This window comes from Paenibacillus sp. BJ-4 (genome assembly GCF_020404765.1).
Taxonomy (GTDB): domain Bacteria; phylum Bacillota; class Bacilli; order Paenibacillales; family Paenibacillaceae; genus Paenibacillus.
Genome location: NZ_JAIVEM010000072.1, coordinates 1 through 24207, shown reverse-complemented (window position 1 = coordinate 24207; position 24207 = coordinate 1). Strand labels below are relative to the sequence as shown.

Genomic DNA, 24207 nt, shown 5'->3' with positions numbered 1-24207 from the left:
GGCTATTCCCTCCTTTCCAATTCCAGCGTTACGGTATATGTTCCATTCTTGTAGCTGCTATCAGCCGTGACGACAATCCACTTTGAGGTATGATCCGTTTTAGTCAACACCAGCCAGCCAGAACGCAACCCGGACAGCGTATGGTCTTCATGTCGGACGGTTATCTTCTTGATCTGCTTGGCGGTAGACAGAACTTTCAGCCGCTGTGTTGCGATGGTCTCCGGCTTTTCGTCCTCACCGACTTCAATGATCTCTTCCATTCGGCCCATCGTCTTTACCGCACCCGCTGCCGTTTTGGTAACAGCAGAAGCAATCTTGTCATCCTTCCACTTTTGGGCGGTGACGACTGTATAGGTGTCCTCGATGCTGTATCCTGCGGTGCTGGAGGTCATTTGCTCGGGAACAAAAATAGGGACCTTGGTATTGGTCCCTTCGCGCATCACCTGCAGATAAAAGCTCTTTTCCGTCCTAACAAGGTCTATATAATATCTGTAGCCGCTACGCTCATATGCCTTTTGCAATACGTCGAGGATAATTTCCGAATGGGCCATCGTTCCATAACGCTCGTCCAAATTAAAGCCGAGAGCAGGACAACGGAAGTCAATGCCTGTGCTCTTGATGTATCTTTGCAGCTCCGTTCCAGCTTCACCCTTTAAGTATGGTCGGGTCCCCTTGTTTTTGGACAAGTACCAGCCGATCTCCCGCGCTTCAATTTCCCAGGCGTTTGTGAATTCGTCTTGTTCATATTTGATGATCGGGCCGTGAAAAAATTGGTTCTTGTGATGATATAATGCACCACCAACCTTTTGCGAAAAGCACATCAGCATACCAGCTACCTTTATATTGCTTGCATTGCGAAGCCGCACCGTAGCGCTGCGGGCAATCTCATCACGGCCAGAGGACCAGGACACTTCCTCTATGCCATCCGTTAGCATCTGCCGGGCGTTCTCCTTGCCATATACAACAGCAAAGCCGTCCATAATGCATCACTTCCCTTTCGCCTTGGAAACCTTGTCTGATATTCGCTTTTTGGAACCGGTATAGTCAAAAGCGCCCCTAGCGTTCGGGTCCTCCTTGGCCTTTTTGCTTTTATCCTTTGCCTTCTTTTTTTTATCATCATTTTTTCTTATCGTTCTTTTTGTCCTTTTTGCCCGTAGTATTTGGGCGGCTTTTGGACGATTTGGTAATAACCGTACCTGGCTTGAGAACTTGCTTGGAGTTGGAGTAAGAGACGATTTTAACAGGCTTGTACTCCACAAATGAATAGTTACCGTGAAGATTTCCCTGTCCGTCCTTGTACGTCTGATCCATCCCCTCCAGGAGCATCGTTTGGCTAAACAAATTCTCAAAGTTAAGTACAACGGGTTTACCTTTCCATTGCTCCAGCAGCTTCCACGTTACTTCTGGTGTTTTATACGTGACCGTCTGCTTGCTATCCGTTTCCCAAATTTCTTCCCAATAGCGTGGAAGGATAGCAGAAAAAGAAACCCGTTTCACCTTCGAGACGGGTTTCCCTGTGCGTTCCTGACCAGTTATGACAGTGAAGGTTTCAACTTCATTGCCTCCGGTTATTTGAATCTCTGCCGGTGTGATCGGAAAGGTAAGACGGATCTTGCCTTGCGATAGTGCCAGCATCGCTTATCCCCCATTCTCCAATACTCTAATCAATTCCTCACCAACCACCTTGCGAATCAACGCTCGACCTTGCGGACTACTAAACATTTTTGCAAATTCTACAAAGTTGGTTATTCCCTTCGCTAGTTCACCAAAATCAATATTTATATTCTCAATGCTCACTGACTTCGGGGTAGCCGAAACGGATGGATTAAGCATCTGTGCCATCGGCATCATACTGGACGCACCGATCAGGCTTGGCCGTCCGACTTGGCCGCCGTTTGCATATGGACGTACACCCATAATAATCCCAGCCCGTTCCCATAGCTCCCGGCCACGACTGCGACGGTTGGCCGACAATGGAATTATCATTTCCGGACCAGCTTCACCCACTAGCCCAACATGAGGGCGATTAACAAATCCACCTTGAGCATAAGGTCTTGGCTTAGGCTTCGGTGTAGTGCCACCACCGCCAGAATTAGCGTCTTTTGCGTCCTTCATCTTTTTAAGGACTACTGCAACGGAACTGACAACGGAAGACAACGTGGGGAACTGGCCGCGCATACCAGCAACAAAACGGGAAATAAGATCGCTACCCCAGCTATTGCCTTGGCCCGACACGCTTTTAAGAGAGAGTAGATATTGCTTCGCTTTTTCAGCAGCCGTCTTGGCTGCATTTCCGACCTCTTGATAAGCTTGTTTGGTCTTGGCTGCGCCCTTGGCTACTTCATCAGCGCTGCTCTTTGTAGCGGTTCCTACGGCCTTGACATCTTTCTGAGCCTTGCTACTGTCACCCATCTTCCAAACAGCGCCGAATGTATTTTTAAGCGCATTAAGGCGTTGCTTGACTTCTGGCTGTTCAGCAACAGTTTTCAGTCCCTCTTTAAGACCTTTATCGACTATACTCTTGCGCACCTCGTCTCCAATTTGCTTGAGATGCTGCTGCTTTTGCACAGTAAGCCCGTTAATTGTAATCTTAGCTTCTGGCGGCGGGCCGGGCTTCTCTGCCTTCTTGTCTCCAGTAAACCAGTTTTTAACACCGCTCCAGGTATCCTTAGCAGAATTGAAAATACCTACTGCACCGTCCACCACCTTACGAGTCAGTCCGCTTTCGTCAGCAAATTTACCAATCTTCTCCCCCACGATATTCCCGATGTATGCACCGGCCATTGTGCCAAGCGGACCAAGAACAGACCCAAAAGCACCACCAATAGCACCGCCAGCTACACCGCCAACCATCGCGCCGCCTTGAGTAGATACAGCCTCGCGTACCCCCTTTTCCTTAGAGGCTTGGTAGAGGTCATATACGCCGGTTGCTACGCTCGCCACTGTTCCAACAATGCCCCCAACTTTTGCCGCTTTACCTGCTCCTTTTAGGAAGCCTCTCAAGCGGCCACCGCCAGAAGGAGGACTCGGTGGTGGCGGTGGATTGGGTGGAGCAGGACGACGAATACGATAAGGATTGTCACGCGATCCCCTTGGGCTTGGGTTCGGGTTAGGTGGATTTGGTGGAGTAGGACGAGGTCCATTAATACGTATGCGACGTCTACCGCCTCCTGCTCCCCTACGCCCTCCACGTCGGTTCCGTCTACGGTTGCGATCTCTGTCACGGTCGCCACCATCGCCACCGCCATCACCTGCCCCGCCATCTCCACCACCGGACACAGAGCCATTTATATAGACTTTCGTGGCGTTAACAGTCATGGAAGCAATAGAGCGTAAACCACCAATACGATCATCGACAGGGTTACGGTTTCCACTCAATTGGCGTCTGATACCGCGTCCACCCATCCGCTCCCGTATTCGGGCAGCTCGTTGGGCTGGAGTTTCTTCAGGTGGTGGAGTTGGAGGTTCAGGAGGTTTTCGTCGAATCCAATTCCACCCGGATTTGACTCCCCTGCCTGTTGCATTTGCCCCCGCTTTCCCCTTCTCTCCTACCCATTTGGCTGCGGTGGTTAAGTCATCATTGAATTTCTTAACACCCTGAGCGAAAGACCATATTTTTTTAGCTACCAGTACAGCAGCCAGCCCCATTAAGGCAGTATTTATGGCTTTAAAATGATCTTTATAAAAGCTAGTCGCTCCGGTTATCGCACTGGTTATACCCATACTGAGCGCCTGAATGTTGTCCTTATTTTGCACTAGCAAGGCGTTAAATTCTTTCAACGCTGGGAGGGCGGCCTGAGCAATATTGGTTCCAATCTCTTGCATTTGCAAGCTCATTTCAGCACGAGTTTGCTTCATTTCCGTCATTGGGTCCGCTGCTTGTTGCTTACGAAGCAAATTATCAGTGGTGCCCTTCATGTTTGGTGCTTTTTCATACGGCACACCGAACGTTTTCAAAATAGAATCAGCATTATCTTCTGCTGCGCCAGAGCCCAAAGTAACAAGGGACTCTTTTAACTTGTCTCTTGTTTGACTTCTTAGATCTGCTACTAGAGCCATGATGGCCCCTTGTGCCTGCTGTTTGTTCCCTGAATTAATATCAGCGGTGAAGGCTTCTGCTTGGCGCTGTGCTTCGTCTTTACCCGCTCCACGAAAAGCAAAATAAGTCGCCATATCCCCCGTGTTCAGAGCTTTGACACCGAATGTCTCTTTGAAAAAATCCGCCGGCTTGTCGAAGTTAAAGGCCCCACCCTTGACCGTCTGCGTTAGAAAATTACTCATTTGCTCTGAATCGGTGCCGCTGCTGGAGAAGTAAGGACTGTATTCCCAAAATGTATCAAACAAATCCTGCTGCTTGTCGCCCACCTCTTTATAGGCATACATCATACTGTCGGCCACACGACTGTACGATTCTTCAAAACTGTTCGACGCTTGAGACAGCGCCCGTTGTACTTCCTCAGCTCCGGCATCTGGGCGAATGTACTGGATTTTAGCAGATGCCCTCACGAAGTCGCTCATCTTGGATTTGTCTTGAACTAAAGGAGCTGCATCAGCAAGTTGTCGGGTTCCTTCTATACGATCTGGAATAATGGCCTTTTTAACTAAATCATCTACCGTATTAAGGCTCTGCTGACGAATGTTTTCTGGCATGTAAGCCGCACTTCGCGCCGCCTCACGGCTGTAATCGGACACGCCCCCAAACATAGAGTCACCCACGCCGCTACCAAGCACAATCCCTCCCGCCAACGCTGCCAAAGCTGAAATCTTGTCGGATACTTGGTCAACGACTGGACTTATGGAATCCTCAGCGCGTAATTTCACATTAGCATCACGAATGCTGCGGATATCTGCATCCGCACGATCAGCGGAACGTCGAAGATCATCGGCTCCAGCACGCGCACGACGAAAAATATCATCAAGCTGGATCTGATTCATACGCCGTACTTCGTCGGACGCACCATTAATCCGTCTGCCTAGATCGTCCGCAGACTCCCTCGCCCGGCGGCTACCGGATACAAAATCATCAAACATGCTGCCCGATGCTCGGCGAAAATTCATCAGGTCGTCATGTGCGCCCTGAAGCATACGCCGCATATTCCGGACAGCGCCGGTTATCATATCTCGGGCCTCAAACGGTACCGTAACTGATGTAGTTGCTATTGTTCCCACCCCCTTCCTGTTCTGACGTGACTATTTCCGATTCAAACGCGCCATTTCTTCCTCAGCGATCATTGATGCTGCCAGGCAAAAATAATACTGGCGCTGTTCGTCTACTTCATACGGCAAGACTTCGGCGGGCAATTTTTTTTGGTTAACCCAAAAATGAGCTATCCAGCTCGCTTCTCCGTCTCGCCGGATGAGTTTTTTGCGTCAGCCAAAAGCGATTCCTGAGTCTCTTTGAAATTACGCACAGCCTTGCTGAGTGCAGCATAATCGTCCACGTCATCCAACATGCGCGGTGGCAGTTCAAACTTGCTGGTCGCACCGTATGCTTTCAGCAAGTCTTTGTTATTCCAGTCAAATTCGTGCTCTGTGGCCTTGACGATCATCACGTCGATTTCGTTAAAATAAGGCGACTTCGGTTTACCATCGTCATCAAATGCCAATTCATATGACCGACGTGTATCCAGCGTGGCAAGACGCTTTACAGACCAGTCCTCACCATCGGCTTGCACCGTTATAATGTCGTCTTTCCGTATTTCCTTGGATTTAGCAAGGTATTTCTGCAATCTATCGTTGTTTTGTTGATTATTCATATTTTTATTCCTCCTAAAATATTTTTTTACAACAAAAAATCACCTACGAGTAGTAGGTGATTCACAAATTGATCAATCTTGATTTTGATTTACAGAAGCACTTTTGGGAAGAAGTTTTAGAATTCTCAGTCCTAAATTAGCTGCCTCAATAATGTCAGCAGTATTAATGTTTTCATCATTTTTACCATGAACAATAATATTTCGAATTCGCATGAACTTGTCATTTAGATTAAGAATATCTTTACTTATGATTCCTTCAGAAACCAAAAGTTTCATTGTGCTTCTATGACTATAAATCTTATTGATGCCCACTGAAGTTGCTAAATCTCTAGTTTTACTTTCAATTTCCGCTGAGATTATAGGAATTGTTAATCTAGGTTCATCACTAAACTGTTTTAGATACTCGAAAAATTTCTCATCTGGAGTTAAAGTTTGTACTGTGATCTCCGTCTTATCTTCTACTTCATCTAGCTTATCCCGTAATTTATCAAGCTCAAGCTCAAGTTCAAAGTCCCCTTTCTTCACCTTTTTTATTCGTAATAATAACTCTTTAATGTCAGGTACTAAAATTATAATAATCACCAAAACAAGTATATATAACGAGGTGTTATCGAAATTTAATTCCTTAAAAAACATACGTAAAATAATAATAGTGAAGCAAACAATTAACAAAATCGTCTTATCCCATACACGTCGCTTTATTTTTTTAAACAAACTAATTTTTTGTTTTAACAAATCAAAAAATAAAATGAGGACCCCCAACAAAACTAATAAATAAGAGTATACATCAAGTTTAATATTAGGCATTTTAAAATAATGAGGGTATATCCCTCTTAAAATTGCTAAAACTATTAATAAAACGCCAATTAGCATTTTACTTATTTTATAAAACACAAGTACACCTCATCATATGTAATATATTTCAAGTATATCATACATATGATGAGGTGAAAATCATGGGTTTACGCAAGATATTCTGGGAATTTCTCGACAAAATCAAAGTCTGTCGCTGTACCTTCAAGTGTAATATCAATCCCGTTGTTGTCGTCGATTTTGGCAATTAGGATATCCATTTCACCATGGATATGGACACCTGTAATCAAAACCCTTTCCGTATTACCTGTAATGCGGTCTTCCAAACCTCCTGTAATACGTGCCAGAAACATGGTCTTACCCGCTTTGAAATCCTCTAGCAAACGATAACGCAATCGAGATTCTAGCTTAGACATGACGATTTTAACCGGGATTTCGTACCCGGTCATTTGCTTCGTTTTTGTCATTTTACGAGCACGGACGATATCCAGCGTTTCCGTGGTGAGCTTGACCTCAACCTCTTTGACAGTATGAATATCCTCGCCGTTGTCATCCTGTAAGGACAAATTACGCCCAATAAGTTCGCGTTCCATCTATTATTCCACCTCCCAGTCAGTATAGAAAATTTCAATTGCATCTTTTGGTTTCGCACCGAGTTTGAAAAAGGCGTAATCATTTTCACTCGTCTTATTAGGGTTTTCAGCAAATGAGAAGGTTTCGGCAATCGCCCTTTGCTGAGCACGAATTTTGAGATATTCGAGTACCGCAGCAATAAACATGCCACGTCCTTCCTTATCGTTATCTAGCTTCGCCTTCCAACGCTTACCCGCATCGTAGATATCATTCATGACTTGATCAATTGTGGCAGAGACACGGATTTTACCGAAGTCCTCCCGGTCATTTGGCCCAAGCGTGGTCAGAGTGTTAATAGCAGATTCGATAATGTATTTGTAACCATCTCGTGTAGCCATCAGCGTTCCCTCTGCCAGTCCTTTTAGTGCCTCAGTGTGGCTCCAGTCCACTTTTGCCAATGTCATAGGCACTTCAACACCCGTAAATGACTTATTGGCAGGCGTACCAGCTACCAGCCCAGCCACCCATGCAGACCATTCGACGGATGTGTAGGTTTTGCCGTTGGTGTGTTCACCAGCCAACGAGCAGTTAATTACATAACGGGCATTCATGGCACGTGAACGTGCGTTGTGCGCCTCAATGTCGCCGTCCGTAGCTGCCGGGCCAGCGACAACCAACGTCGCCAGCTTATGACCCTTATCGCGACGATCTAGCAGCCATTGTTTGGCGGCAGCTTGTACAGCCGGATCAACAACGGAGAGATAAATAGTATCGAACGTCAGGCCGTACACCCGGTTAAAGATACGATTCCAGTCGGTCGCTGCCAATGTGGCCGTGCTAGTTGTACCGCCATCCAGCTTGGTGTAAGCCGTATCAGTAAGAGCAGTCGCGCCAATATCTTTAAACCGAACCATAGCGGACTTTTTAAGAGCTTCCACAGCAGCGGCTTTGTCAGCTACAAGATACGTTTCGGTATCATAAACGCCCTTGGTATCGCGAACTACGATCTCCTTTTTGGTGTCATCGATAAGAGCCGGACGCACCATGTATTCGAAATCATTGCCTCGTGTTCCTGGATAACGTGCCTCAATAGTGTAGCTGTCAGCAACAGTGATAGATGCAGCCTTTTCTTCCCCGTTTGTAACCCGGTAGCCGATAACAGTCGCCCCGATTTCGGCAGCCAGCTCCAGTACATCAACCAGCTTGCCGGACTCCTTCAGGCGCTCCGAATCATCGGCCATATCAACAGCCTGGTTCGGTGCGCCCCATTCGGCCTGATATGGTATCAAAACGCGGCCTGTTGTGGGAACAACCCGAGAACGTGCCTTTACTAGCAGCGAAATGTACGCGCTGGCCCTATCCCTCTGAATTGTCATTTGGCATTTCCTCCTTTGCTTTTTTCACTTGTGGTACTTGCGGTTTAACAGGCACAGAAGCAGGGGATTCCTTGACCGGATGCAAATACGCATCCAGTCTTTTCTCCACTTCTGCCCGCGAAATCAAGGCGTCAGCAGCGCAATCAAAAAGAGCGCCGGCAATCTCGTAAGGCTCTGCCTTCAAGACCGCTGCGCTCTCAATCCATTCCTGCTTATTCCGTTTGTTTAAATCCTCAGTCATGCGTCAAATTCCTCCCCGTTGTGGCTGATATAGAAATCATTAATCTTTTGTATCGTGCTGCCATCGTCATTGACCAGTGACTTCGGTACACTAAGCAAATACGAGTACCTAAAAGTGACCTCTACTTGATCGGCCTTTTTCCTAGTCCGTGGCGGCTCAATGACCAGCACAACCCCAAAACGCTTGGACGGAACGTTAAACCGCTGCTGCCGAAGGTAGGTGAAAAACGGGTCAAGATCAAGCGGTATAGGCTCCCCTTCGTCCTCTTCAGTAACTCGTTCCTTGTCATAGTGGAATACCAGCCCCACATCCTCAATTATCCTGTCAGCCCTCGGCGTGTGAACCTTGTCCGAAACAATGTCCGTCTCGATGAACACGGCTGGCAATTTGAAGTCACCAGCCATCCATTTAGACCGATCTCGCAGGATAGACAGATCAGGATACACCCGCCGCACGATCTCAGCCCAGGCTTTTACTCCCACATCCATCATCAGCGCAACATCCTTTCGAGTTCGACTTCCAGGCGTCGCATGATCAGTTGGTTCATCCCGCCCTCAAGGTGCTCCACAGCAATATCAAAGTAGTGGCGACCTATGAAGCTGCGCGGCTTTGCCATGAATCCAGTTTTAGCAGACGGATCGTAGACAAATGAGCCGCCACCATTCCAGTAACCCGGCACAAAATGTTTCTTCTCAATGGTGTAACCATCATTGACCAATTGTGCATAAGGCAAGTTGGAACCAAGCTCCAGCGTGATTGCGTTGCGGTCTACATCCCATTCCCACACGTTGTTATCGTCGCCACGAGAAAAGGACTGCCACATGGCCCCTGTGTCGATCAGATCCTGTCGGTCGATTTCATCAATAATCAGGTTGAGCAGCGTTTCCCCGGCTGCCTCCGCGATGTTTCGCAAAATGCGCTCCATCCCCTCATCTGCAATGCGCCTAAAACATCGGGCCAACCCATCAAAATCATGCACGGTCATTTCCCTTCACCTCACATGTTACAAGCAGCTCACGCCAATAACGACGCGGAATGGAGTCAATTACCAGGTATCGGCGGCCTAGCAGCACCACTTCGTCACTTAGTTTAACGTCAGCCTGTTTCGGAATACCTATCGTCTTTTTGACGATGTACATTACCGGCTTAGAATCTGCTTTGGCCTCCGTCTGTGTATTCACGACAAAGCATTTCACGTCAGTCACCTTACCGGATTTCCGATCGTCGAACAGGTCGTCATCATCCCTTTTGCTCTCTGTCCGATACACAGACAGTGGCGTGTGAAAACGATGGTTCATAACAAATAAGCCGTGATGTTGCCATCATCCGGTCCATTCTGCTTCTTCACCCACAAGAACAGGATAGCGTCCACATCGGCATTACCAGTTGTTTTGCCCTCCACGGCCTGCCGGGTGTACGTCCAAGCCCCATCACTCTCGGACGCGTAATTACGCGCCACAGATGCAAGGTATTCCTCACTGTCTTGTAGGGCTAGTCCCTCAGCCAACTTGACCCAGGCAAGCATAATCTGCTTGTCTACCGGATCGGGGAAGGGAATGGGCAGATAAAGTTCAATACGTACTTGCGCGTCATCGATGTATTGCTGTAGCAGCTCTGCCGATGCCTCTTGGATCGGGGTTACGCGGCTACGCTGTTGGAGTATTGTTGGCGTCAGCATTTTTACCATCAGCCCCTTCAGGTTTCGGTTGATCACCTGCAGGTGGCGTATTGTCGGTAGGTTTACCTCCACCGCGTAGCGCAGTGATCAGATCCTGTGTATTCATGTTGCTAAATCCCTTAATCCCGGCAGCCTTAGCCTTATCTTTAAGCTGGACAAGCGTCAGGTCTTCCAGCGGAATAACCTTTTCTTCCTTAATATCAAAATCTGAGCGTTCACGAAAATTTTTAACAACAGATTCACTATCAACCAGCACCGGGACTTTGGCCGGGAAGCGGATGCCGTAAAGCATCAAAGAGGTGTTTTCTCCTCGATATGTGATATAGGCCATTAAAATTCCACCCCTTCGACGTATACAACTGCCCCCGGTTCCTCAAAGATAGAGTCATAATCCGAATGGATAGCGTAGAAACGCTTGTCTGCATAGATGGCCTCTCTGCCCTCGGTAGTTTTACGAATCTGCATGTCATAGGTGTTAACCAACGCAAAGTTATCGTGATAAGTGAACAACACGGCACCCTCTGGCATATGTGCGACTTCAACCACATCGTAAGCATTGATCTTCTTCACACCGCCAGTTATCTGCAACTGAATAGATGCGCTGGTGTCTTTCTCAGCCAGTGCCTGAATACGCTCACTAAATGTGTTTGGGTGCATGAAATATTTGAACACGCCACCTGTACGCAAGCGAGTAGGGATTGCACGCTCGATCTCGAAGAAGACGCCTTTTTTCTTCACATCAGGAAGCGTAGTCCAGTCAATGAAGTTGCCCTTGGTCTTCGCCAGCTTGAGCCATCCGTCATTGATGCTGAGGAAAGCATAATCAGGGTCCGTATTCGGCGTAGCAGTATCCCCGTTGAACCCGATATCCTGCATGTTTTCACCGTAATTTTTGGTCATGGCAGCCATGATGATTTCCTCAGCATTCTGACCACGTACACGTTCAGTCTGACGGATAAATTCCTCCGTGATTTCAAACGGCAAGACCACAGGAGCTACAGCGTATGGCACTTGAGGAAAAGTAGGTGCAGCCGTATTGGTGGCCTCCTTATTTTCCACTTTACTGCGCAGGTTACGGCCAGTCACACCGATTTTGCCAAGTGTACCTTTAGAGCTAATCTTGTTAACCGTGCGAATTCCCTTTAGAAACTCCGTAGATTCATAAGCCATTTCGGTAAACTTGTCCACCTGCTCATAGTTCAGGGCTGTTTGGTCCGACGTAGTCGTGATGGTAGACTTAATAATTTGTCCGTTTGTTCTCATGTTTACCTCCCCTTTCGATTACAGAAGGCCGCCGAAGCTTACGCCGCCAGATTTTTGAATTTCGTCTTCTCCAGAGCCACCTTGAGCGGAACCACCACGGCTGTTCTTTACAACTTGTACATCAGCAGCCAACGCTTGAACTTGCTCGGTCAACTGCGCCAGTGCCTTAGTAATCGCATCAGTCAGCGCGTTTGCTTGAGGTTCAGCAGGTGGTTGTGTTCCCGCTGGCTGTTCAGGCTCTGCCCCTTCTTGTTTCTTCAATTCAGTAACTTGCGTCGACAGGGTTTCTACCTGCTTGGCGATTGGAACCACGGCAGCCTGTACAGCCTTTGCAATATCTTCAGCCTTCAAATCGTCTTCCTCCTCGTACCCCTCATCTTCTTCAGGGGCGGTTTTTGTTTTTAATTCAGTCAATGCAGCAATGGCATCGTCAATGTGTTTCATGTTGCCGTTCGAAATCTTTTTGCCAGCCTTGGCAATCTGCTCAGACGGTTTTCCCATCGCCTTCACAATGTCCTCTTGAATCAAAACGGTTTGAGCAATGTCAACGAAATCCTGTAAGGCTTCACGGATCGCGTCCGGATCGGTTTCCATTCCACTGTTCCAACTGTCCCAATTAAAAAGAACCGTGTTGAGTGCATCCTGTGCAGCCCAAAATTCGCGGTTCTTACGGTTCTTATTGTATTTGTCAGCGACTGCGCCTTTTTCAATCAATCCCATTGCACCGAGCGCTTTAACGATTTTACTCAAGAGCCCTTTGGATACCTCCCCATCTTCCTTGATCTCTTCCCGCTTACCGACACCCCACATCGAGAAGCCAGTAATCTCGCCTTTCTGAATATCATCCCAAGTGTCGTCATCCGTTACCTTTACCCCGGCCACCCATGAGCCTTTAACAATAGTCTGTTCACCGATCTCCATGTCACAAGGAGCAATATAGGATTCGACTACATAGCCTTTGTCCGTGTCTAAGTCATGTTGCTTGTCGATGTTGTAAGTATGCTGTTTCTCCATGAAGAGATGGGCGGCCTTCTCAATTTCCTCCGCATCCATCTGATCCCCATGAGCGTCAGCCACGTCCGGTTGATATACCACGCCGATTACAACCTTCTTGGCATCGTCAACCTTCGCAATCTGTACTTGCTTCTGGATGGCATTTTTCCCGGCAGCTTTGATGATTGCAAACGGAACACCGTTGGCTCCTTTATCAACCAGCGAAATATGTGTAATCTTTGCATCTTTCAATTTAAATGTCATATTCTCTTTCACCTCCCCTCACGATTAATCAAGTACCAACTGCATCGTGCAGCGGCAACTTACAATCTCCTTCGCCTCTCCGGACGGATCTCCGGGGTACATCAGCTTGCTATCACCAACGATAAACGGCTCGTCCAGCGGGACCACTTGCCTGTTCGCCTTGCGGTGACTCTTACGGGTTCGGGTGCCGCCAGCAGCACGCCATTTCTTTCCCTTGGCAATCTCCGACTGCTTCCATCCCTCCAGCTTGCCACCGTTGGCGGCGGCGGTGCTCATCGTTCGAGCTACACGCTGGGACCTTTGCATACTGAAAGGTCCGTCCTCGCCGCTGGCAGCCTGTGCGCTGACCTCCTGCACCAACAAAGCCCGCTCCGACGGTGTAGCTCCTTCCTCAATGGCTTTGCCGAAGCTACGCAGCAACACATCCGTAGAAGCTTTGTTCATGTCGGGAACCAGCTTCTTGAGCTTCTTCGTGAAACGGCCAGCAGCCTTGTTGCTGGTGCTCCAGACCTTTTCCTTGTCCAACGCGGACAGCTCTGTTTCCCCGGCCAAATGAAACAGCGGTTCAAAAGCCTCCTGTATGGCTTGCTCGAACAGCTCCGCAAACACATCCGTAGTGTGCAAAGCAATAAGCACCTTACCCAGTTCCCCGATATCGCCCAGGGCATCTTCACTTAGTTCTGAAATGGCATCATGAAGGGCTTGCCCTTGAAGCTCCAGAATCTCGGTTATGCGATCCTCGCCCTGCTTGTACAGTTCTTCCAGCACCTTACGCTCAACATAGCTCAGCTCAAGGCTATCCAGAAATTCATCGTCGTCAGCTTTGGCGATCAGCGCCCAGCAGGACTCACACATGAAAGCCCGCCTCCTTGTCAGCCTGTTTTAACAAGCGCTTGGCAATTGTAGCAACACGCTCTTGCAAATCGTCTGTATCGGTGTCAGGCTCTGGCTCAAGCAATGCGGGCTGACTGGCTGCAAGTTGTGCAATCGGTGTGTCCAGATATTCCTCGGTGAACTTGGTTTCGTCGATGGTAGTTCCCAGCACGTCCTCGGCAATCGGAATCAGATCCCGCACCAGCATAATGCCCCAGTCAGCGATAAAGTCCAGCATAGCCTTGCGTTCAGCCGGGTCTATAATTTTCGGCCCTCTCAACACGGCACGCACTCGGAAAATGTCCATAGCCGGGAACAGGCGTTTATTGAATATCTCTGCCATTATCCACTTGCGGTAAGGCTCAAAAACTTGTTCTTCTGCAAAGCGTAGAGCTGCATCGGCGGTCGCCCGGTTGTAATCTGAGCTTTGGCCGACTAGGATCGGCGGCAGACGGAAAGCAGACAGGATATCGGCTTTCTTTTCTTTACCATACTCCAGAAAGAGCGCGTCTTGTTGCAACAGGTCATTGAGCTTGTCCAGCTTAATAGACACCTTCTCGACCTTTTCATCGATTGGGCCGCCTGTCTCCTCCCCCTTAGCTTCAAGATACAAAATCCCACCTTGAGAATCGGAACCCTTCACCTTTTTAAGCAGCTCCATAGATTGTTTGGTCAGCTTACCATTGGTAACGGTCAGGAGCATGGATAGCATGCGGCCATTGCTAAAATAGGACACATTCAGTTCTTCCGCTTCACGGCTGCCGACCACACCCGGCGCATTGCCGAACCATCGTGGCTCCCCATAAGGACCGTCATGACCGATACGAAGTGGGATAATTTGATTTTCCTCCCTACCTTCCTCTGCCTCCGTACCAAATAAGCGAAACCATACGACGGAAGTATTACGTTTCATCGCATATCGCCGGGTGTAAAGCTCCTGTGAAAATTCTTCCACTTGTTTCGTAGAGCTGATTCGACGTTTGCGCTTGATAGTCGCCTTCGTACTTTCCTTCGTACAGCGGATATATTTCGGGTTCATCCGGAAGATAGTCGGGAACTCTGAACCTAAAGGCCAAGCCACCTCGACATGAGCCATTCCCGTACTTTCCAAATCGTCAATCAACTGGCTAATGATTTCGTCGGGGGTATCCTCCAGATTGCAGGTCTCCAGGAACTTCTCTGCCTTATTCCAATCACCCAGTGCGGTTTTGTCATTTTCGCCCGGCAAATACTCCAGGGCAATACCATAACCAGCAATATTACGTTTGTATGCCTCTATGCATTGCGGTATGATATTTGAGTTTTTGACCAGCAGCTTGCAGGAAGCAGGGTCATTGCCGAGTGCGAAGGGTAACAGACCGTGAAGATCGTACAGATCGTCAAATAAATCCGGCAATTGAGCACTGGACGGTATATGCCGTTCGTCGTCTGCTTTGCTGATCTGAAACCATTGTGCATTTCCTTCACTCATTGTTTAAATCCACCCCACTTCCTCGTTGTAATCATCACGGGACTCTGCCCGCTGCTGCTGTTTCTTCGCGTACCAGTCGAACCATCTACCAGCCACTTGTCGCAGTTGCAGTGCTATCGAATAGGCCATTATGCAGTCATCGTTACAGCCCGAATCTGCCTCCGCCTTACCGTTGTTGTCGATGAAGGTTAGACACTCCTTGTACAGCTCCCGGCAATAAATCGGGTAAAGCTGATCCCGAATAGCTTCCTTGAAGTCGCTGACCATCACAGGCCGGGTTATTCTGTTCGTGTTCCACCCCATGTCGCCCTTTTTGGCAAAGTAAAGAAGCGGGTAATGACACGTATTAAATAGCGTGTTCAGCACGGATTCCCCGGTGTTGTTATTTTCCACACCAAGTAGAGCCATATTATAATAGCGACCCAAAGTGTCCAGTTTCTTACCGTATAAATCCGTGTCCCACTTTCCGCGCAACATGGCGCACATTTCCCCGATGCGTTCTTCCAGTACGTATGCAGCGTCGAAGTCACCGCCTGCTTTGCCCTTGGCTGTATCAGCACCAATAATGTACCGTTTGCCTTTTTCGGGCGCGACAAAAACGCGCAGCTCACCTGAGTCTGCACGGATCACTTTCCCTTTTACTTGGTCAACCTCGTATAGTGTTCCCGGCTTTCCTAAAGCTTCAAGCAATTGCTGGATGTATTCATTGTCGAATACGCCTTCGCCTGATAATAAGAAAGCTTCTAACGGTTCGGACGGATATTCCTGTCGGAACACGCGTGGATCTCCGTTACAGTCGTTTCGGATCGTAAACCGTCGCCACTGAAGCTGTTCGTCGTCCAAATTATACTTGGCTTTTAGCTCCAATTCCTCGGTTGTCGGTACAAAATCAGGAGGTACCCGCTTACGATAGTCTGGCATTTGGAACCAAGCGAAGAACATGGGCGTAAAGTCGTTCTCACCCTCACATGCTGCATCCCACATCTGCTTAAAATCGTCCATGCCGTTGGCGGTAGATTCCACAACGCCCAATGTCCCCGGCTCTTTGGATAAAGCCGCAAAGACGGATAACATATGCTTCTTCTTTTTACTCGCTGGCCAGAAAGCCAACTCCGAAGCATGCAGATAATGAATCGTCTCCGAACGAGCAAGAACCCGGCTCTCTGCTGACTGAACGGTTATCTTGGATTTAAGGCCCGGATTCAGGCGGTGCTCATACGACTTTACAGACGGATTCTCGAAGGTGAAACGCTTGGTATTATTCCGTTTGCTCATGGGTTTGATAATTTCCGGCACTTTTTCGTAGTACAAACGGAACATATCATACAAGTTACCGGATGCGTGCGAGTCCTGAGCGACGATAAAAGCATTCTTAGCCTCTTGCAAAGACGTGAGGTAATAAATAACGGCTTCGGTGACGGTGGAGAATCCCATCTGACGGGCCTTGAGGATGATGATTCGAACCGCTTTGCCCGCCCTAATCTGCTCGAAAACTTCACGGACAAATTCCCGTTGGGCATCATTGAGCGTGAGCGGCATAATGCGGCCGTCCTTGGTTTTAATTTTGAGCATGCGCCAGCAGAATTGCTCGAAGTCAGCCAGAACCTCTTCAGTTCAGCCAGCTTTTCAGGGCGCTGCTTTAACCGCCGCTTGGCTCGTTTTCGATGCTCCTTAGCAAGAGTAATTACCATTCGTCGTCATCCCCATCGTCATCATCATCGTTTTCGCCGCCTTCATCGCCTCCTGAACCACCATATCCACGCGTCTTGAATTTCTCCAGTTCCAGCCGTTCACGAGCAATCTCCAGCTTTTCTTCCTCTTGCTGCAAGCTGGCAATAAGGTTAATAACCCGAAGCTTCTTGTCACGGGTTTTAACCAGCGCTTCTTCCTGTTTCAAAATCTTATCCAGCTTGGAAGTAGTGACGGTCGTAATTTCCGTGACCTTCATACCTTCGGTTTCAACAGACAAATTGATTTGCTTTCCTGTTTTTGGGCTAGTATAAGGAACCTTGTCCTTACGCTGGTGCAGCTCCTGCTTGATCTTCTTCTCCTCGTCGGTCAGGCCAGCTTCAAGCTGCTTGACCCGGCGCATGTGTCTACGCTCCTGAATGGACAACATAATAAGCTGCTCATTAAGCTGGACCAAAGGGGAAGTGTCAATCTGATCAAACAGCTCCTGCTCGTCTTCCTCCAAGGCATCCAGAAATATGGTTTCATACATCCCTGTCTTGAGGGCCTTCTTGTTGCGATAGGGACCGCCCGGACCACCACTATTTCCTTTAGCGTTCTGATTTCCAGGGGGAGCACCGCCACGATTGCCGACAGCGTTTTTGTTCCCCTTTGGCGCTCCTCTTGGATTAGGAGCGTTCCCTTTCGTTCCATTTGGAACGTTCCCATTAGAGGAATCAAAAACGTTCCCTTTCAAAGTATCCTGCCAGCGGTCCATAGACTTCCATTTGCGGACCCGACTTTCAGGAACAGAAAGAGCAGCGGCGATGTCCTTAAGTCGCATCGTCCCGCTGCTCTCCAACCACATCTGTCTGGCTTTGTCCCGTTCAGGGCTTCTCTCTCTAGGCATTCTACATTTCACCACCCCCATAGTTCAGGTCTCTGAATAATTAGACAAATTGACCGGATAAAAGACATAAACCTTAAACCTTTTACTGAATAAATTACTACTAAGTAACAATATTAAGGCGTCAACTTTAATATTGTCATAGTTGTATTAATATTATTGTGCAACTGAGCAGGAGTTGCGTTGGCATTTACCAGTTGTATTATAGTCGGAACTGTTGTAACGGTTATAATAACCTCAGCTGCAGTAGGCCCCCCACCATTACCTGAGAAAGGTAATGGTGTTATAGGAGTTCCGTTAACAGTGAGATTGAAGTCCGCATCACCTTGGTTGTGGATAGAAAATGAGATGAAGTAGCTCCCCGTCTCGTTAATTGTTATCGTTGGAGATGGAGGAGTGAAAGTAAATGCACCACCAACATTCGCTAAAACCCCAGTAAAGGTAATTGGTGAGTTACCCGGAACTGTGTCAGTCCCCGTACCAGGATCTGCTCGGAAAACACTTAAGAAGTCTGATATCCCGAAGCCTGCAGGCCCTGCTGGCCCCGTTGCTCCTGCTGGCCCTACTGCTCCTGCCGGTCCTTGAGGTCCTGCGGGCCCTACTGCTCCTGCCGGTCCCGTTGCCCCTACTGGCCCTGCGGGTCCGGGAATTCCTTGAAAACCTTGTAGCCCTTGCTGACCTTGAGCACCTGGAACTCCCTGTGGACCTGGCAGTCCCTGCGGTCCTTGCGGTCCTTGCGGTCCTTGCGGTCCTCGAATCCCTTTAACAATGACCTTCGGCAAAACTTTGACTTTTTTAACTATACATCTTCTAAATTTTCTCCGATGCATTTTCTTTTGCCAACAATAATGTCGAAACATAATTAATGATCACCTCCAAAGTCTAGTCAAAGTAGCTTATTGTGCAATTAACCAAAAAGATTGGGCTGTTGACTTCATCTAGGAAAAGATAGGCATAGGTCTGACCCTATCGTGTTCGGATTATTACAGTTCATCCTTTTGAAGCTTAATATCCAATTCAACGAGACGGTCCAAGTCCTGAACCGCTCGTTCTCATCACCACCCCCACGAATGTAAATACAATTATTTTGATTTATTTGATAATATGATGTGACATTTGGGTAAAACAAAGAAAGCCCCGAACCGGAAAAGGTTGGAGCTTCTTTGTTTGATAGCTTGATTTAATTAGAGCTCATCTGGGCTATTGGCTGAGATACCCCATGCTGAGGCGTCTACATAAGCTCCGCCAGCACGCCACTGTATTTCATATTTTCCTGAGCGCATTCCGTTTCGAAATCCATCCTTGCTATACCAATTAAATGGTTCACCAGCACCCACATACTTGGTAAATAAATAATCTCCACTATCGACATGCTTTAAGGTAAAAGTAAGCGTCGACTTGCTGTTGTTTACTACACGAATCTTAACATGACCATATCCAGGAACTATGGAGAACTCTGTTAATGGCGACTTGCCGTCAAGGTTCACATTAAAAAGATCTTTTGTCCTAAAAAGGCCCACATCATGATTACCAGGTGTTTTCACCTCATCATGGGTCGCGTAAGTCGATGTACTTGCGAAATTAGTTGCAGCATCTGAATCCGCAAAGATCGCACTGGGTACAGCAATAGCTCCTCCTAGCAAACCTAAAGATAAGGCTGACGCGATTAAATGTTTCTTCTTCATAATACTTCTATTCCTCCTTATATATTAGAATACCACCTCATTCTACTAAAAGATTCCATTTTTTTAATTTTTATTACAATAAAATCATAATGTTGTTCATTAAATCCATATTTATGAATTAATTGGTGGGAATATAATACGGATTTACAACTCGTCCTTTTGCAGCTTGATATCTAATTCAATCAGCCGATCCAAATCTTGCACCGTCTGCATTTTTATATTCCCAGCCTGCAGGTCTTTGACCCACTGTGCTATGCCAGCCTTAACAATCTTCCGGTATTGCGCCTTGCTTTCAAGGATACCTTCTATGATTTCAATCTCGCGTTGTAATGATGCGTTGTATTGTTCGTCTGCTGTTCCCATTGTCGTATCCCTCAGCTTTCCTATATACTGGAATGCGAGATAGCGGATGACTCGAAAATGCCACGCGTGGCGGGCCGCTATCTCAGCCGGGGGATACCCTGGATTGGGGGGGAGACGTTCGCGCGTCTCCCTTTTTATTTTGCATGATTATCTTGGATGTTGATCTATAGGCATAAGAAAACCACCTAATTAAATAGGTGGTTGATACTGAACTATCGTTTCCCGTTATTTCAATGGATTAATATACAACTAAAATCCAAACTCTGTTACTCTTTCAAGCCACTCACGCATAAGTGACTCAAATAATAGAGCCTGTTCAATCTGAAGATTATGGCCTGCTCGATCTAGAACAGCAAAGGTTGCTCTAGGATAATTGTCTAAAATTCTGAAAGCATCTATGTAACCAACGACTGCATCTTGTCGCCCAAGAGTAAATACTGTTGGTTTATCGAAAACTAATTCATCTATATTGGTGGAAAATGCATAGTTGCTTTGAATCTTGCTAAGAAAATCGTAGTCAGCGATCTTACAACCTGCCACTATCTCTTCAGAATACCTTTTCCAATTATATTCATTGAGAACGACCTGATTTGCGCTAAAATCACTTATTTGCTCTTCACTTAAGGTGTCCATAAACTCGCGATCACAATGAACAACAAAATGCTCAGGAAGTATTCTTCTTTTGTGTTCAGGAATAATTAATGGACAAATCAGTGCAGCTCCACCAATACGATCTTTATGTCTATTAATTATTCCTCTTGTAATATATCCACCGTATGATTCGCCTGCTATGAGATAATCTTGGTTTGGGACAAGAGTTTCAATAAAATTTATAACTGCTTCCAGCATATCATCTGAATTACATATTTGATCATAATCCTTTGTTTGTCCCATTCCAGGCAGGTCAAGATAGATACGACGCCAACCGGGGATATCTTCAAATATCGGTTCCATACACCCACTCATTAACCGATGATCTGGTGTAAAACCATGAATCATTATAATCGGTTTGCCTTTACCAATTTCTTCGTAATATATATTGGCATTCTTGACTTTACAATATGGCATACAGACTCCTCCAATTGAGCTATTTATAATGTGCTTGTACTAAAGAAAAATCTACATTGCTTTAACAAGCACACCAGATCTCCGTTTCGTTTTGATTATATACTCATATATAATATATGTAAAGAACACTTGTTCCCTTTTCTTATTTCTGGAGTTAAACTAACCTGCCCGTTCGTATTATGAGATCAACCAGTTCTTTCTGGTTGATCCTTTTTTCATTTGCATAGAGGATTAAGGTAGCCTGGTCGAACGTACCTGCCCGTGGGACTTGATCCCGAGCGCTATAGTGTTCGCCCTACTTGTCATGACCATGATTGAGGCTGGTTGGGACGTAAGATCCCGTATAACAAGCGATGCTATGGAGCGACAAGAAGAACCTTAGGGATGCCGGGGAATCTAAACTTACAGGGAGAGATGAAATGAATCCAGTTGTCGGTCTAGAAATTCAAAAGAAGAAAGTCATGGACAAGCCTTTTTAGCGCGCGAAAAGCCCTTCAGAGGGACATTCCACTTCGAGCACACTCGTGATGGCCTAGCAAATTTACATCAAGTTTTGAAGGATGTTGAGACTGCATCCAGACTACGTCCTCTACTTATTCTAGAAGCAACCGGCCATTACCAAAGTCCCGTTGTTCAGTTCCTAGAAGAACATCACTACATTTACATTGTCATTAATCCGCTCATCTCAAATCGGCTTAGAAAGTCTCAACTTCGTAAAGTAAAGACGGATGCTGCGGACGCTTACCTATTGGGAGAGTTGTACTACAAGGAAGAGTTTGAACCTTTTAAGAAAAGAGGTGTGCAACTTCTCAATCTGCGCTATCTTACAAGACAGTATGAGTCCCTTTCAAAGATGTGTGTACAGACGAAGCTGCAATTCCAAGCCGTTTTAGATCAGGTTTTCCCAGCTTACAAAGGCGTCTTTGGAGCTATGTATTCCCGTATTTCACTACGGTTTTTAAGTAAATTTCCAACCTCATATTCAGTTTTTCAGACGGATGAAATTACACTCAAAGCTAAGATGAAAGAACTACTTTCTTCGAAACGGGGGCGTCAGAGGGCTGGATTAACCAACGGGTTCAGCGACTGCTAGACGCGGCAAAGCAAAACCCATTTCAGCAAACCATGTATGCAAGCCACTTAATCAATTTGAAAGTTCTTATTACCCTTATTCTTCAGTACCAAGAGCATCTTGCTGAACTGGAACAGAACATAGATGCTCTGGCTGAAGAAATTGAAGAGTATGAATTAATTCAGTCGATTCCCGGTATTGGGCATAAAATTGCTGCAACAATTTTATCTGAAATTGGAGAAGTCGACCGATTTGATCATCCTAAAAAGTTAGTGGCTTTTGCAGGCATTGACCCGAGTGTCTTTGCTTCCGGTAAATTTACAGCAACTCGAAATCGAATCACGAAACGTGGTTCCAGGCAGTTGCGTTACGCACTGGTAATGGCTGTCCAGTGTGGGCTTATACGCTCCCGAAATATGCGAATCAAAGCGTTCTATGATCGCAAGAGAGCAGAAGGAAAACCACATAAAGTAGCTCTAATCGCATGTGCAAATAAGCTCGTCCATTGGCTCTATGCAATCTTGAAAAACAAAAAGGGATTTCGTCCAATTTAAAAGATTATTATTAGCATAACCTTCCAAGACACAACGGAAATTGGAGGGTTATTTGGCATGCTCATTTTAACTATACCACATGATTTAGAATCACTTTACTGGTAATCTTGACAAGCTATTAGCTGGTATAGTTGAATCAATAGGCATTAATTTTTAACCCTTAGTAGCCCCATACTGTTCGATATGACAATCAATGCCGCACCCGTAATCACTAATCACTGTAATCCATAATGTGAGCAGTTCTGGAAAGATAAGAATCAAGACATATCGTGTACTGACGCATTCCGAAATCGAATTCGGGAGGAAGCCCAAAAAAATGTTAGAACACTACTGACATACTGTTGTCAGTAGCGTTATTTTATACTCGGAGTAAGTAACCATAAAGGAATGGGAGATAAATGCGAAGTATTTTGACCCAAAATGATATGATACCGTATTGTATCATTTATTATAGGAAGGATGGTATCTCGTGAATTTTGCTTCTGTACGCATCATTACCGACGACGTGGATCGTCTCGTCGAGTTCTATGAGAAAGTCATGGGTGTTTCGGCGGAACGCCCCGCGCCCGTCTTTGCCGAACTCGTTGTGCCATCGTGCACTCTGGCGATCGGCCACTCCCAGACGGTGCAACTGTTCGGCGCTGGTTCCGCAGTGGCAGCCGACAATCACACTGTCATCATCGAGTTTCGCGTCCACGATGTCGATGCCGAATACGAGCGCTTGAAGCCGTTTGTCAACGAGTGGGTAAAGAAACCAACCACGATGCCGTGGGGGAACCGTGCTGTGCTGTTTCGCGATCCCGACGGCAACCTGGTTAACCTCTTCGCGCCGGTGACCGAGGAAGCGATCAAACGGTTCAGCGGTAGGTCGCTGACGGACAGTTGAAGTGAGTGGGGCGAATTTCGTAATTAGTAATTTTACTGACTGCTGAAAGAGACCATAGCGACGAGCTATGGTTTCTTCATTTTATCTAGGTACAATTGTATTAGTCTCCGACTCTTCGAAGATTAAAGATTAGTTTGACAAGCACATTTGCTTGATCGATCGTCTGTTTGACAGTTGCAGCGGCAGAGCGATCGGTGGCTAACCGAAGACCTTGGCCCGCCCAGAGTGACATGTACTCAGGGTTATTCGCTTTTGCAGCTGCCTGGCGAATGTCCCTCGTCATTGCGTTTTGAATTGGGTAGGCAGGAATATTTCCGGGATACCGATGCATGTCATTCATAAATTCTGTTCGAATACCTCGTGCGGCTTTGCCAGAGTACACGCGAGTAATTTCGGTGCAATCCTCATTTTCTGAAAGAATCTTCTGTTTGTACGTTGTATGAGCACCGCTTTCGGGACACGCCAGAAAGGCAGTTCCCATTTGTACGGCGGCGGCTCCTAATGCGAGGCTTGCTACAAGCCCCCTTCCATCCATGATGCCTCCCGATGCGATGACTGGAATTGTTACATGATCCACGATCTGCGGAACAAGAGCCACGGTGCCTATCTGAGTGTCGGAAACGCTCTTCAAGAATGTGCCGCGATGTCCCCCAGCTTCACTTCCCTGGGCTACAATTGCGTCTACACCAGCCGCTTCCAATTG

25 protein-coding genes and 1 pseudogene are annotated in these 24207 nt (G+C 47.0%); 2 read left to right on the top strand and 24 right to left on the bottom strand.

Features of this window, described 5'->3' with window-relative positions; all coding sequences use genetic code 11:
- Positions 1-2: 2 nt before the first annotated feature.
- From LCF57_RS12650 to LCF57_RS12540, 23 genes are all read right to left on the bottom strand, one after another.
- Positions 3-980 (bottom strand): hypothetical protein, encoded by a 978-nt coding sequence (locus LCF57_RS12650; RefSeq protein WP_226001011.1) that lies wholly within the window; start codon positions 978-980, stop codon positions 3-5.
- Positions 981-1116: 136 nt separating this feature from the next.
- On the bottom strand, positions 1117-1635 hold the full coding sequence (locus LCF57_RS12645; RefSeq protein ID WP_226001010.1) for a hypothetical protein: 519 nt from the start codon (positions 1633-1635) through the stop codon (positions 1117-1119).
- Positions 1636-1638: 3 nt separating this feature from the next.
- Positions 1639-5118, bottom strand: a complete 3480-nt coding sequence (locus LCF57_RS12640) for a tail tape measure protein (RefSeq protein WP_226001009.1) — start codon at positions 5116-5118, stop codon at positions 1639-1641.
- Positions 5119-5327: 209 nt separating this feature from the next.
- Positions 5328-5756: a hypothetical protein gene (locus LCF57_RS12635; protein WP_226001008.1), complete on the bottom strand. Its 429-nt coding sequence runs from the start codon at positions 5754-5756 to the stop codon at positions 5328-5330.
- 72 nt (positions 5757-5828) lie between these two features.
- Positions 5829-6650: a hypothetical protein gene (locus LCF57_RS12630; protein WP_226001007.1), complete on the bottom strand. Its 822-nt coding sequence runs from the start codon at positions 6648-6650 to the stop codon at positions 5829-5831.
- A 68-nt stretch (positions 6651-6718) separates the two neighbouring features.
- Positions 6719-7162, bottom strand: coding sequence for a phage tail tube protein (locus LCF57_RS12625; protein ID WP_226001006.1), 444 nt, complete (start codon positions 7160-7162; stop codon positions 6719-6721).
- A 3-nt stretch (positions 7163-7165) separates the two neighbouring features.
- On the bottom strand, positions 7166-8518 hold the full coding sequence (locus tag LCF57_RS12620; protein WP_226001005.1) for a phage tail sheath subtilisin-like domain-containing protein: 1353 nt from the start codon (positions 8516-8518) through the stop codon (positions 7166-7168).
- Positions 8499-8759: a hypothetical protein gene (locus LCF57_RS12615; protein WP_226001004.1), complete on the bottom strand. Its 261-nt coding sequence runs from the start codon at positions 8757-8759 to the stop codon at positions 8499-8501. Before LCF57_RS12615 ends, LCF57_RS12620 begins: the two co-directional genes overlap by 20 nt.
- Positions 8756-9250, bottom strand: a complete 495-nt coding sequence (locus LCF57_RS12610) for a hypothetical protein (RefSeq protein ID WP_226001003.1) — start codon at positions 9248-9250, stop codon at positions 8756-8758. The genes LCF57_RS12615 and LCF57_RS12610 overlap by 4 nt, the downstream gene beginning before the upstream one ends.
- On the bottom strand, positions 9250-9744 hold the full coding sequence (locus tag LCF57_RS12605) for an HK97 gp10 family phage protein (protein WP_226001002.1): 495 nt from the start codon (positions 9742-9744) through the stop codon (positions 9250-9252). Before LCF57_RS12605 ends, LCF57_RS12610 begins: the two co-directional genes overlap by 1 nt.
- Complete coding sequence (locus tag LCF57_RS12600; protein WP_226001001.1) at positions 9731-10057, bottom strand: hypothetical protein; 327 nt, start codon at positions 10055-10057, stop codon at positions 9731-9733. The genes LCF57_RS12605 and LCF57_RS12600 overlap by 14 nt, the downstream gene beginning before the upstream one ends.
- The gene (locus LCF57_RS12595; RefSeq protein WP_226001000.1) at positions 10054-10446 is read right to left on the bottom strand and encodes a hypothetical protein; all 393 of its coding nucleotides are present in this window, start codon (positions 10444-10446) and stop codon (positions 10054-10056) included. Before LCF57_RS12595 ends, LCF57_RS12600 begins: the two co-directional genes overlap by 4 nt.
- A complete protein-coding gene (locus LCF57_RS12590) occupies positions 10406-10768 on the bottom strand; it encodes a Rho termination factor N-terminal domain-containing protein (RefSeq protein WP_226000999.1) in 363 nt (120 codons plus the stop codon). The genes LCF57_RS12595 and LCF57_RS12590 overlap by 41 nt, the downstream gene beginning before the upstream one ends.
- Complete coding sequence (locus tag LCF57_RS12585; RefSeq protein WP_226000998.1) at positions 10768-11700, bottom strand: major capsid protein; 933 nt, start codon at positions 11698-11700, stop codon at positions 10768-10770. The genes LCF57_RS12590 and LCF57_RS12585 overlap by 1 nt, the downstream gene beginning before the upstream one ends.
- A gap of 18 nt (positions 11701-11718) precedes the next feature.
- Positions 11719-12957: an XkdF-like putative serine protease domain-containing protein gene (locus tag LCF57_RS12580; protein WP_226000997.1), complete on the bottom strand. Its 1239-nt coding sequence runs from the start codon at positions 12955-12957 to the stop codon at positions 11719-11721.
- Between the two features lie 24 nt (positions 12958-12981).
- Complete coding sequence (locus LCF57_RS12575; RefSeq protein WP_226000996.1) at positions 12982-13812, bottom strand: phage minor head protein; 831 nt, start codon at positions 13810-13812, stop codon at positions 12982-12984.
- A complete protein-coding gene (locus LCF57_RS12570; RefSeq protein WP_226000995.1) occupies positions 13805-15301 on the bottom strand; it encodes a phage portal protein in 1497 nt (498 codons plus the stop codon). Before LCF57_RS12570 ends, LCF57_RS12575 begins: the two co-directional genes overlap by 8 nt.
- Positions 15302-15304: 3 nt before the next feature.
- Positions 15305-16873: a DNA packaging protein gene (locus LCF57_RS12565; protein WP_226000994.1), complete on the bottom strand. Its 1569-nt coding sequence runs from the start codon at positions 16871-16873 to the stop codon at positions 15305-15307.
- A gap of 112 nt (positions 16874-16985) precedes the next feature.
- Positions 16986-17879 carry a phage terminase small subunit gene (terS, locus tag LCF57_RS12560; protein ID WP_226000993.1) on the bottom strand — a complete coding sequence of 298 codons (894 nt, stop codon included), beginning with the start codon at positions 17877-17879 and terminating at the stop codon, positions 16986-16988.
- A 113-nt stretch (positions 17880-17992) separates the two neighbouring features.
- Positions 17993-18736: a collagen-like protein gene (locus LCF57_RS12555; protein WP_318840675.1), complete on the bottom strand. Its 744-nt coding sequence runs from the start codon at positions 18734-18736 to the stop codon at positions 17993-17995.
- Positions 18737-19060: 324 nt separating this feature from the next.
- Positions 19061-19561, bottom strand: coding sequence for a hypothetical protein (locus tag LCF57_RS12550; protein WP_226000991.1), 501 nt, complete (start codon positions 19559-19561; stop codon positions 19061-19063).
- A 144-nt stretch (positions 19562-19705) separates the two neighbouring features.
- Positions 19706-19924 carry a hypothetical protein gene (locus tag LCF57_RS12545; protein WP_226000990.1) on the bottom strand — a complete coding sequence of 73 codons (219 nt, stop codon included), beginning with the start codon at positions 19922-19924 and terminating at the stop codon, positions 19706-19708.
- 249 nt (positions 19925-20173) lie between these two features.
- Complete coding sequence (locus tag LCF57_RS12540; protein WP_226000989.1) at positions 20174-20992, bottom strand: alpha/beta fold hydrolase; 819 nt, start codon at positions 20990-20992, stop codon at positions 20174-20176.
- 419 nt (positions 20993-21411) lie between these two features.
- On the opposite strand from LCF57_RS12540, the pseudogene LCF57_RS12535 reads away from it, so the two are divergent.
- Both LCF57_RS12535 and LCF57_RS12530 read left to right on the top strand, forming a co-directional pair.
- Positions 21412-22618, top strand: a pseudogene (locus LCF57_RS12535) (IS110 family transposase).
- 469 nt (positions 22619-23087) lie between these two features.
- Complete coding sequence (locus tag LCF57_RS12530; protein ID WP_226000988.1) at positions 23088-23504, top strand: VOC family protein; 417 nt, start codon at positions 23088-23090, stop codon at positions 23502-23504.
- Between the two features lie 100 nt (positions 23505-23604).
- On the opposite strand, the gene LCF57_RS12525 is transcribed toward LCF57_RS12530, so the two are convergent.
- On the bottom strand, positions 23605-24207 hold a 603-nt coding region (locus LCF57_RS12525; protein ID WP_226000987.1), incomplete at its 5' end, for an NAD(P)H-dependent flavin oxidoreductase.

Excerpts from the sequence above, each read along its gene's own strand:
- terS (WP_226000993.1), bottom strand. The coding sequence starts at position 17,879 with ATGCCTAGAGAGAGAAGCCCTGAACGGGACAAAGCCAGACAGATGTGG.
- LCF57_RS12610 (WP_226001003.1), bottom strand. The coding sequence starts at position 9,250 with ATGATGGATGTGGGAGTAAAAGCCTGGGCTGAGATCGTGCGGCGGGTG.
- LCF57_RS12625 (WP_226001006.1), bottom strand. The coding sequence starts at position 7,162 with ATGGAACGCGAACTTATTGGGCGTAATTTGTCCTTACAGGATGACAAC.
- LCF57_RS12555 (WP_318840675.1), bottom strand. The coding sequence starts at position 18,736 with ATGTTTCGACATTATTGTTGGCAAAAGAAAATGCATCGGAGAAAATTT.
- LCF57_RS12570 (WP_226000995.1), bottom strand. The coding sequence starts at position 15,301 with ATGAGTGAAGGAAATGCACAATGGTTTCAGATCAGCAAAGCAGACGAC.
- LCF57_RS12635 (WP_226001008.1), bottom strand. The coding sequence starts at position 5,756 with ATGAATAATCAACAAAACAACGATAGATTGCAGAAATACCTTGCTAAA.
- LCF57_RS12620 (WP_226001005.1), bottom strand. The coding sequence starts at position 8,518 with ATGACAATTCAGAGGGATAGGGCCAGCGCGTACATTTCGCTGCTAGTA.
- LCF57_RS12640 (WP_226001009.1), bottom strand. The coding sequence starts at position 5,118 with ATGATAACCGGCGCTGTCCGGAATATGCGGCGTATGCTTCAGGGCGCA.
- LCF57_RS12595 (WP_226001000.1), bottom strand. The coding sequence starts at position 10,446 with ATGGTAAAAATGCTGACGCCAACAATACTCCAACAGCGTAGCCGCGTA.
- LCF57_RS12615 (WP_226001004.1), bottom strand. The coding sequence starts at position 8,759 with ATGACTGAGGATTTAAACAAACGGAATAAGCAGGAATGGATTGAGAGC.
- LCF57_RS12650 (WP_226001011.1), bottom strand. The coding sequence starts at position 980 with ATGGACGGCTTTGCTGTTGTATATGGCAAGGAGAACGCCCGGCAGATG.
- LCF57_RS12605 (WP_226001002.1), bottom strand. The coding sequence starts at position 9,744 with ATGACCGTGCATGATTTTGATGGGTTGGCCCGATGTTTTAGGCGCATT.
- LCF57_RS12545 (WP_226000990.1), bottom strand. The coding sequence starts at position 19,924 with ATGGGAACAGCAGACGAACAATACAACGCATCATTACAACGCGAGATT.
- LCF57_RS12585 (WP_226000998.1), bottom strand. The coding sequence starts at position 11,700 with ATGAGAACAAACGGACAAATTATTAAGTCTACCATCACGACTACGTCG.
- LCF57_RS12580 (WP_226000997.1), bottom strand. The coding sequence starts at position 12,957 with ATGACATTTAAATTGAAAGATGCAAAGATTACACATATTTCGCTGGTT.
- LCF57_RS12550 (WP_226000991.1), bottom strand. The coding sequence starts at position 19,561 with ATGAAGAAGAAACATTTAATCGCGTCAGCCTTATCTTTAGGTTTGCTA.
- LCF57_RS12645 (WP_226001010.1), bottom strand. The coding sequence starts at position 1,635 with ATGCTGGCACTATCGCAAGGCAAGATCCGTCTTACCTTTCCGATCACA.
- LCF57_RS12565 (WP_226000994.1), bottom strand. The coding sequence starts at position 16,873 with ATGCTCAAAATTAAAACCAAGGACGGCCGCATTATGCCGCTCACGCTC.
- LCF57_RS12575 (WP_226000996.1), bottom strand. The coding sequence starts at position 13,812 with ATGTGTGAGTCCTGCTGGGCGCTGATCGCCAAAGCTGACGACGATGAA.
- LCF57_RS12590 (WP_226000999.1), bottom strand. The coding sequence starts at position 10,768 with ATGGCCTATATCACATATCGAGGAGAAAACACCTCTTTGATGCTTTAC.
- LCF57_RS12540 (WP_226000989.1), bottom strand. The coding sequence starts at position 20,992 with ATGCCATATTGTAAAGTCAAGAATGCCAATATATATTACGAAGAAATT.
- LCF57_RS12600 (WP_226001001.1), bottom strand. The coding sequence starts at position 10,057 with ATGAACCATCGTTTTCACACGCCACTGTCTGTGTATCGGACAGAGAGC.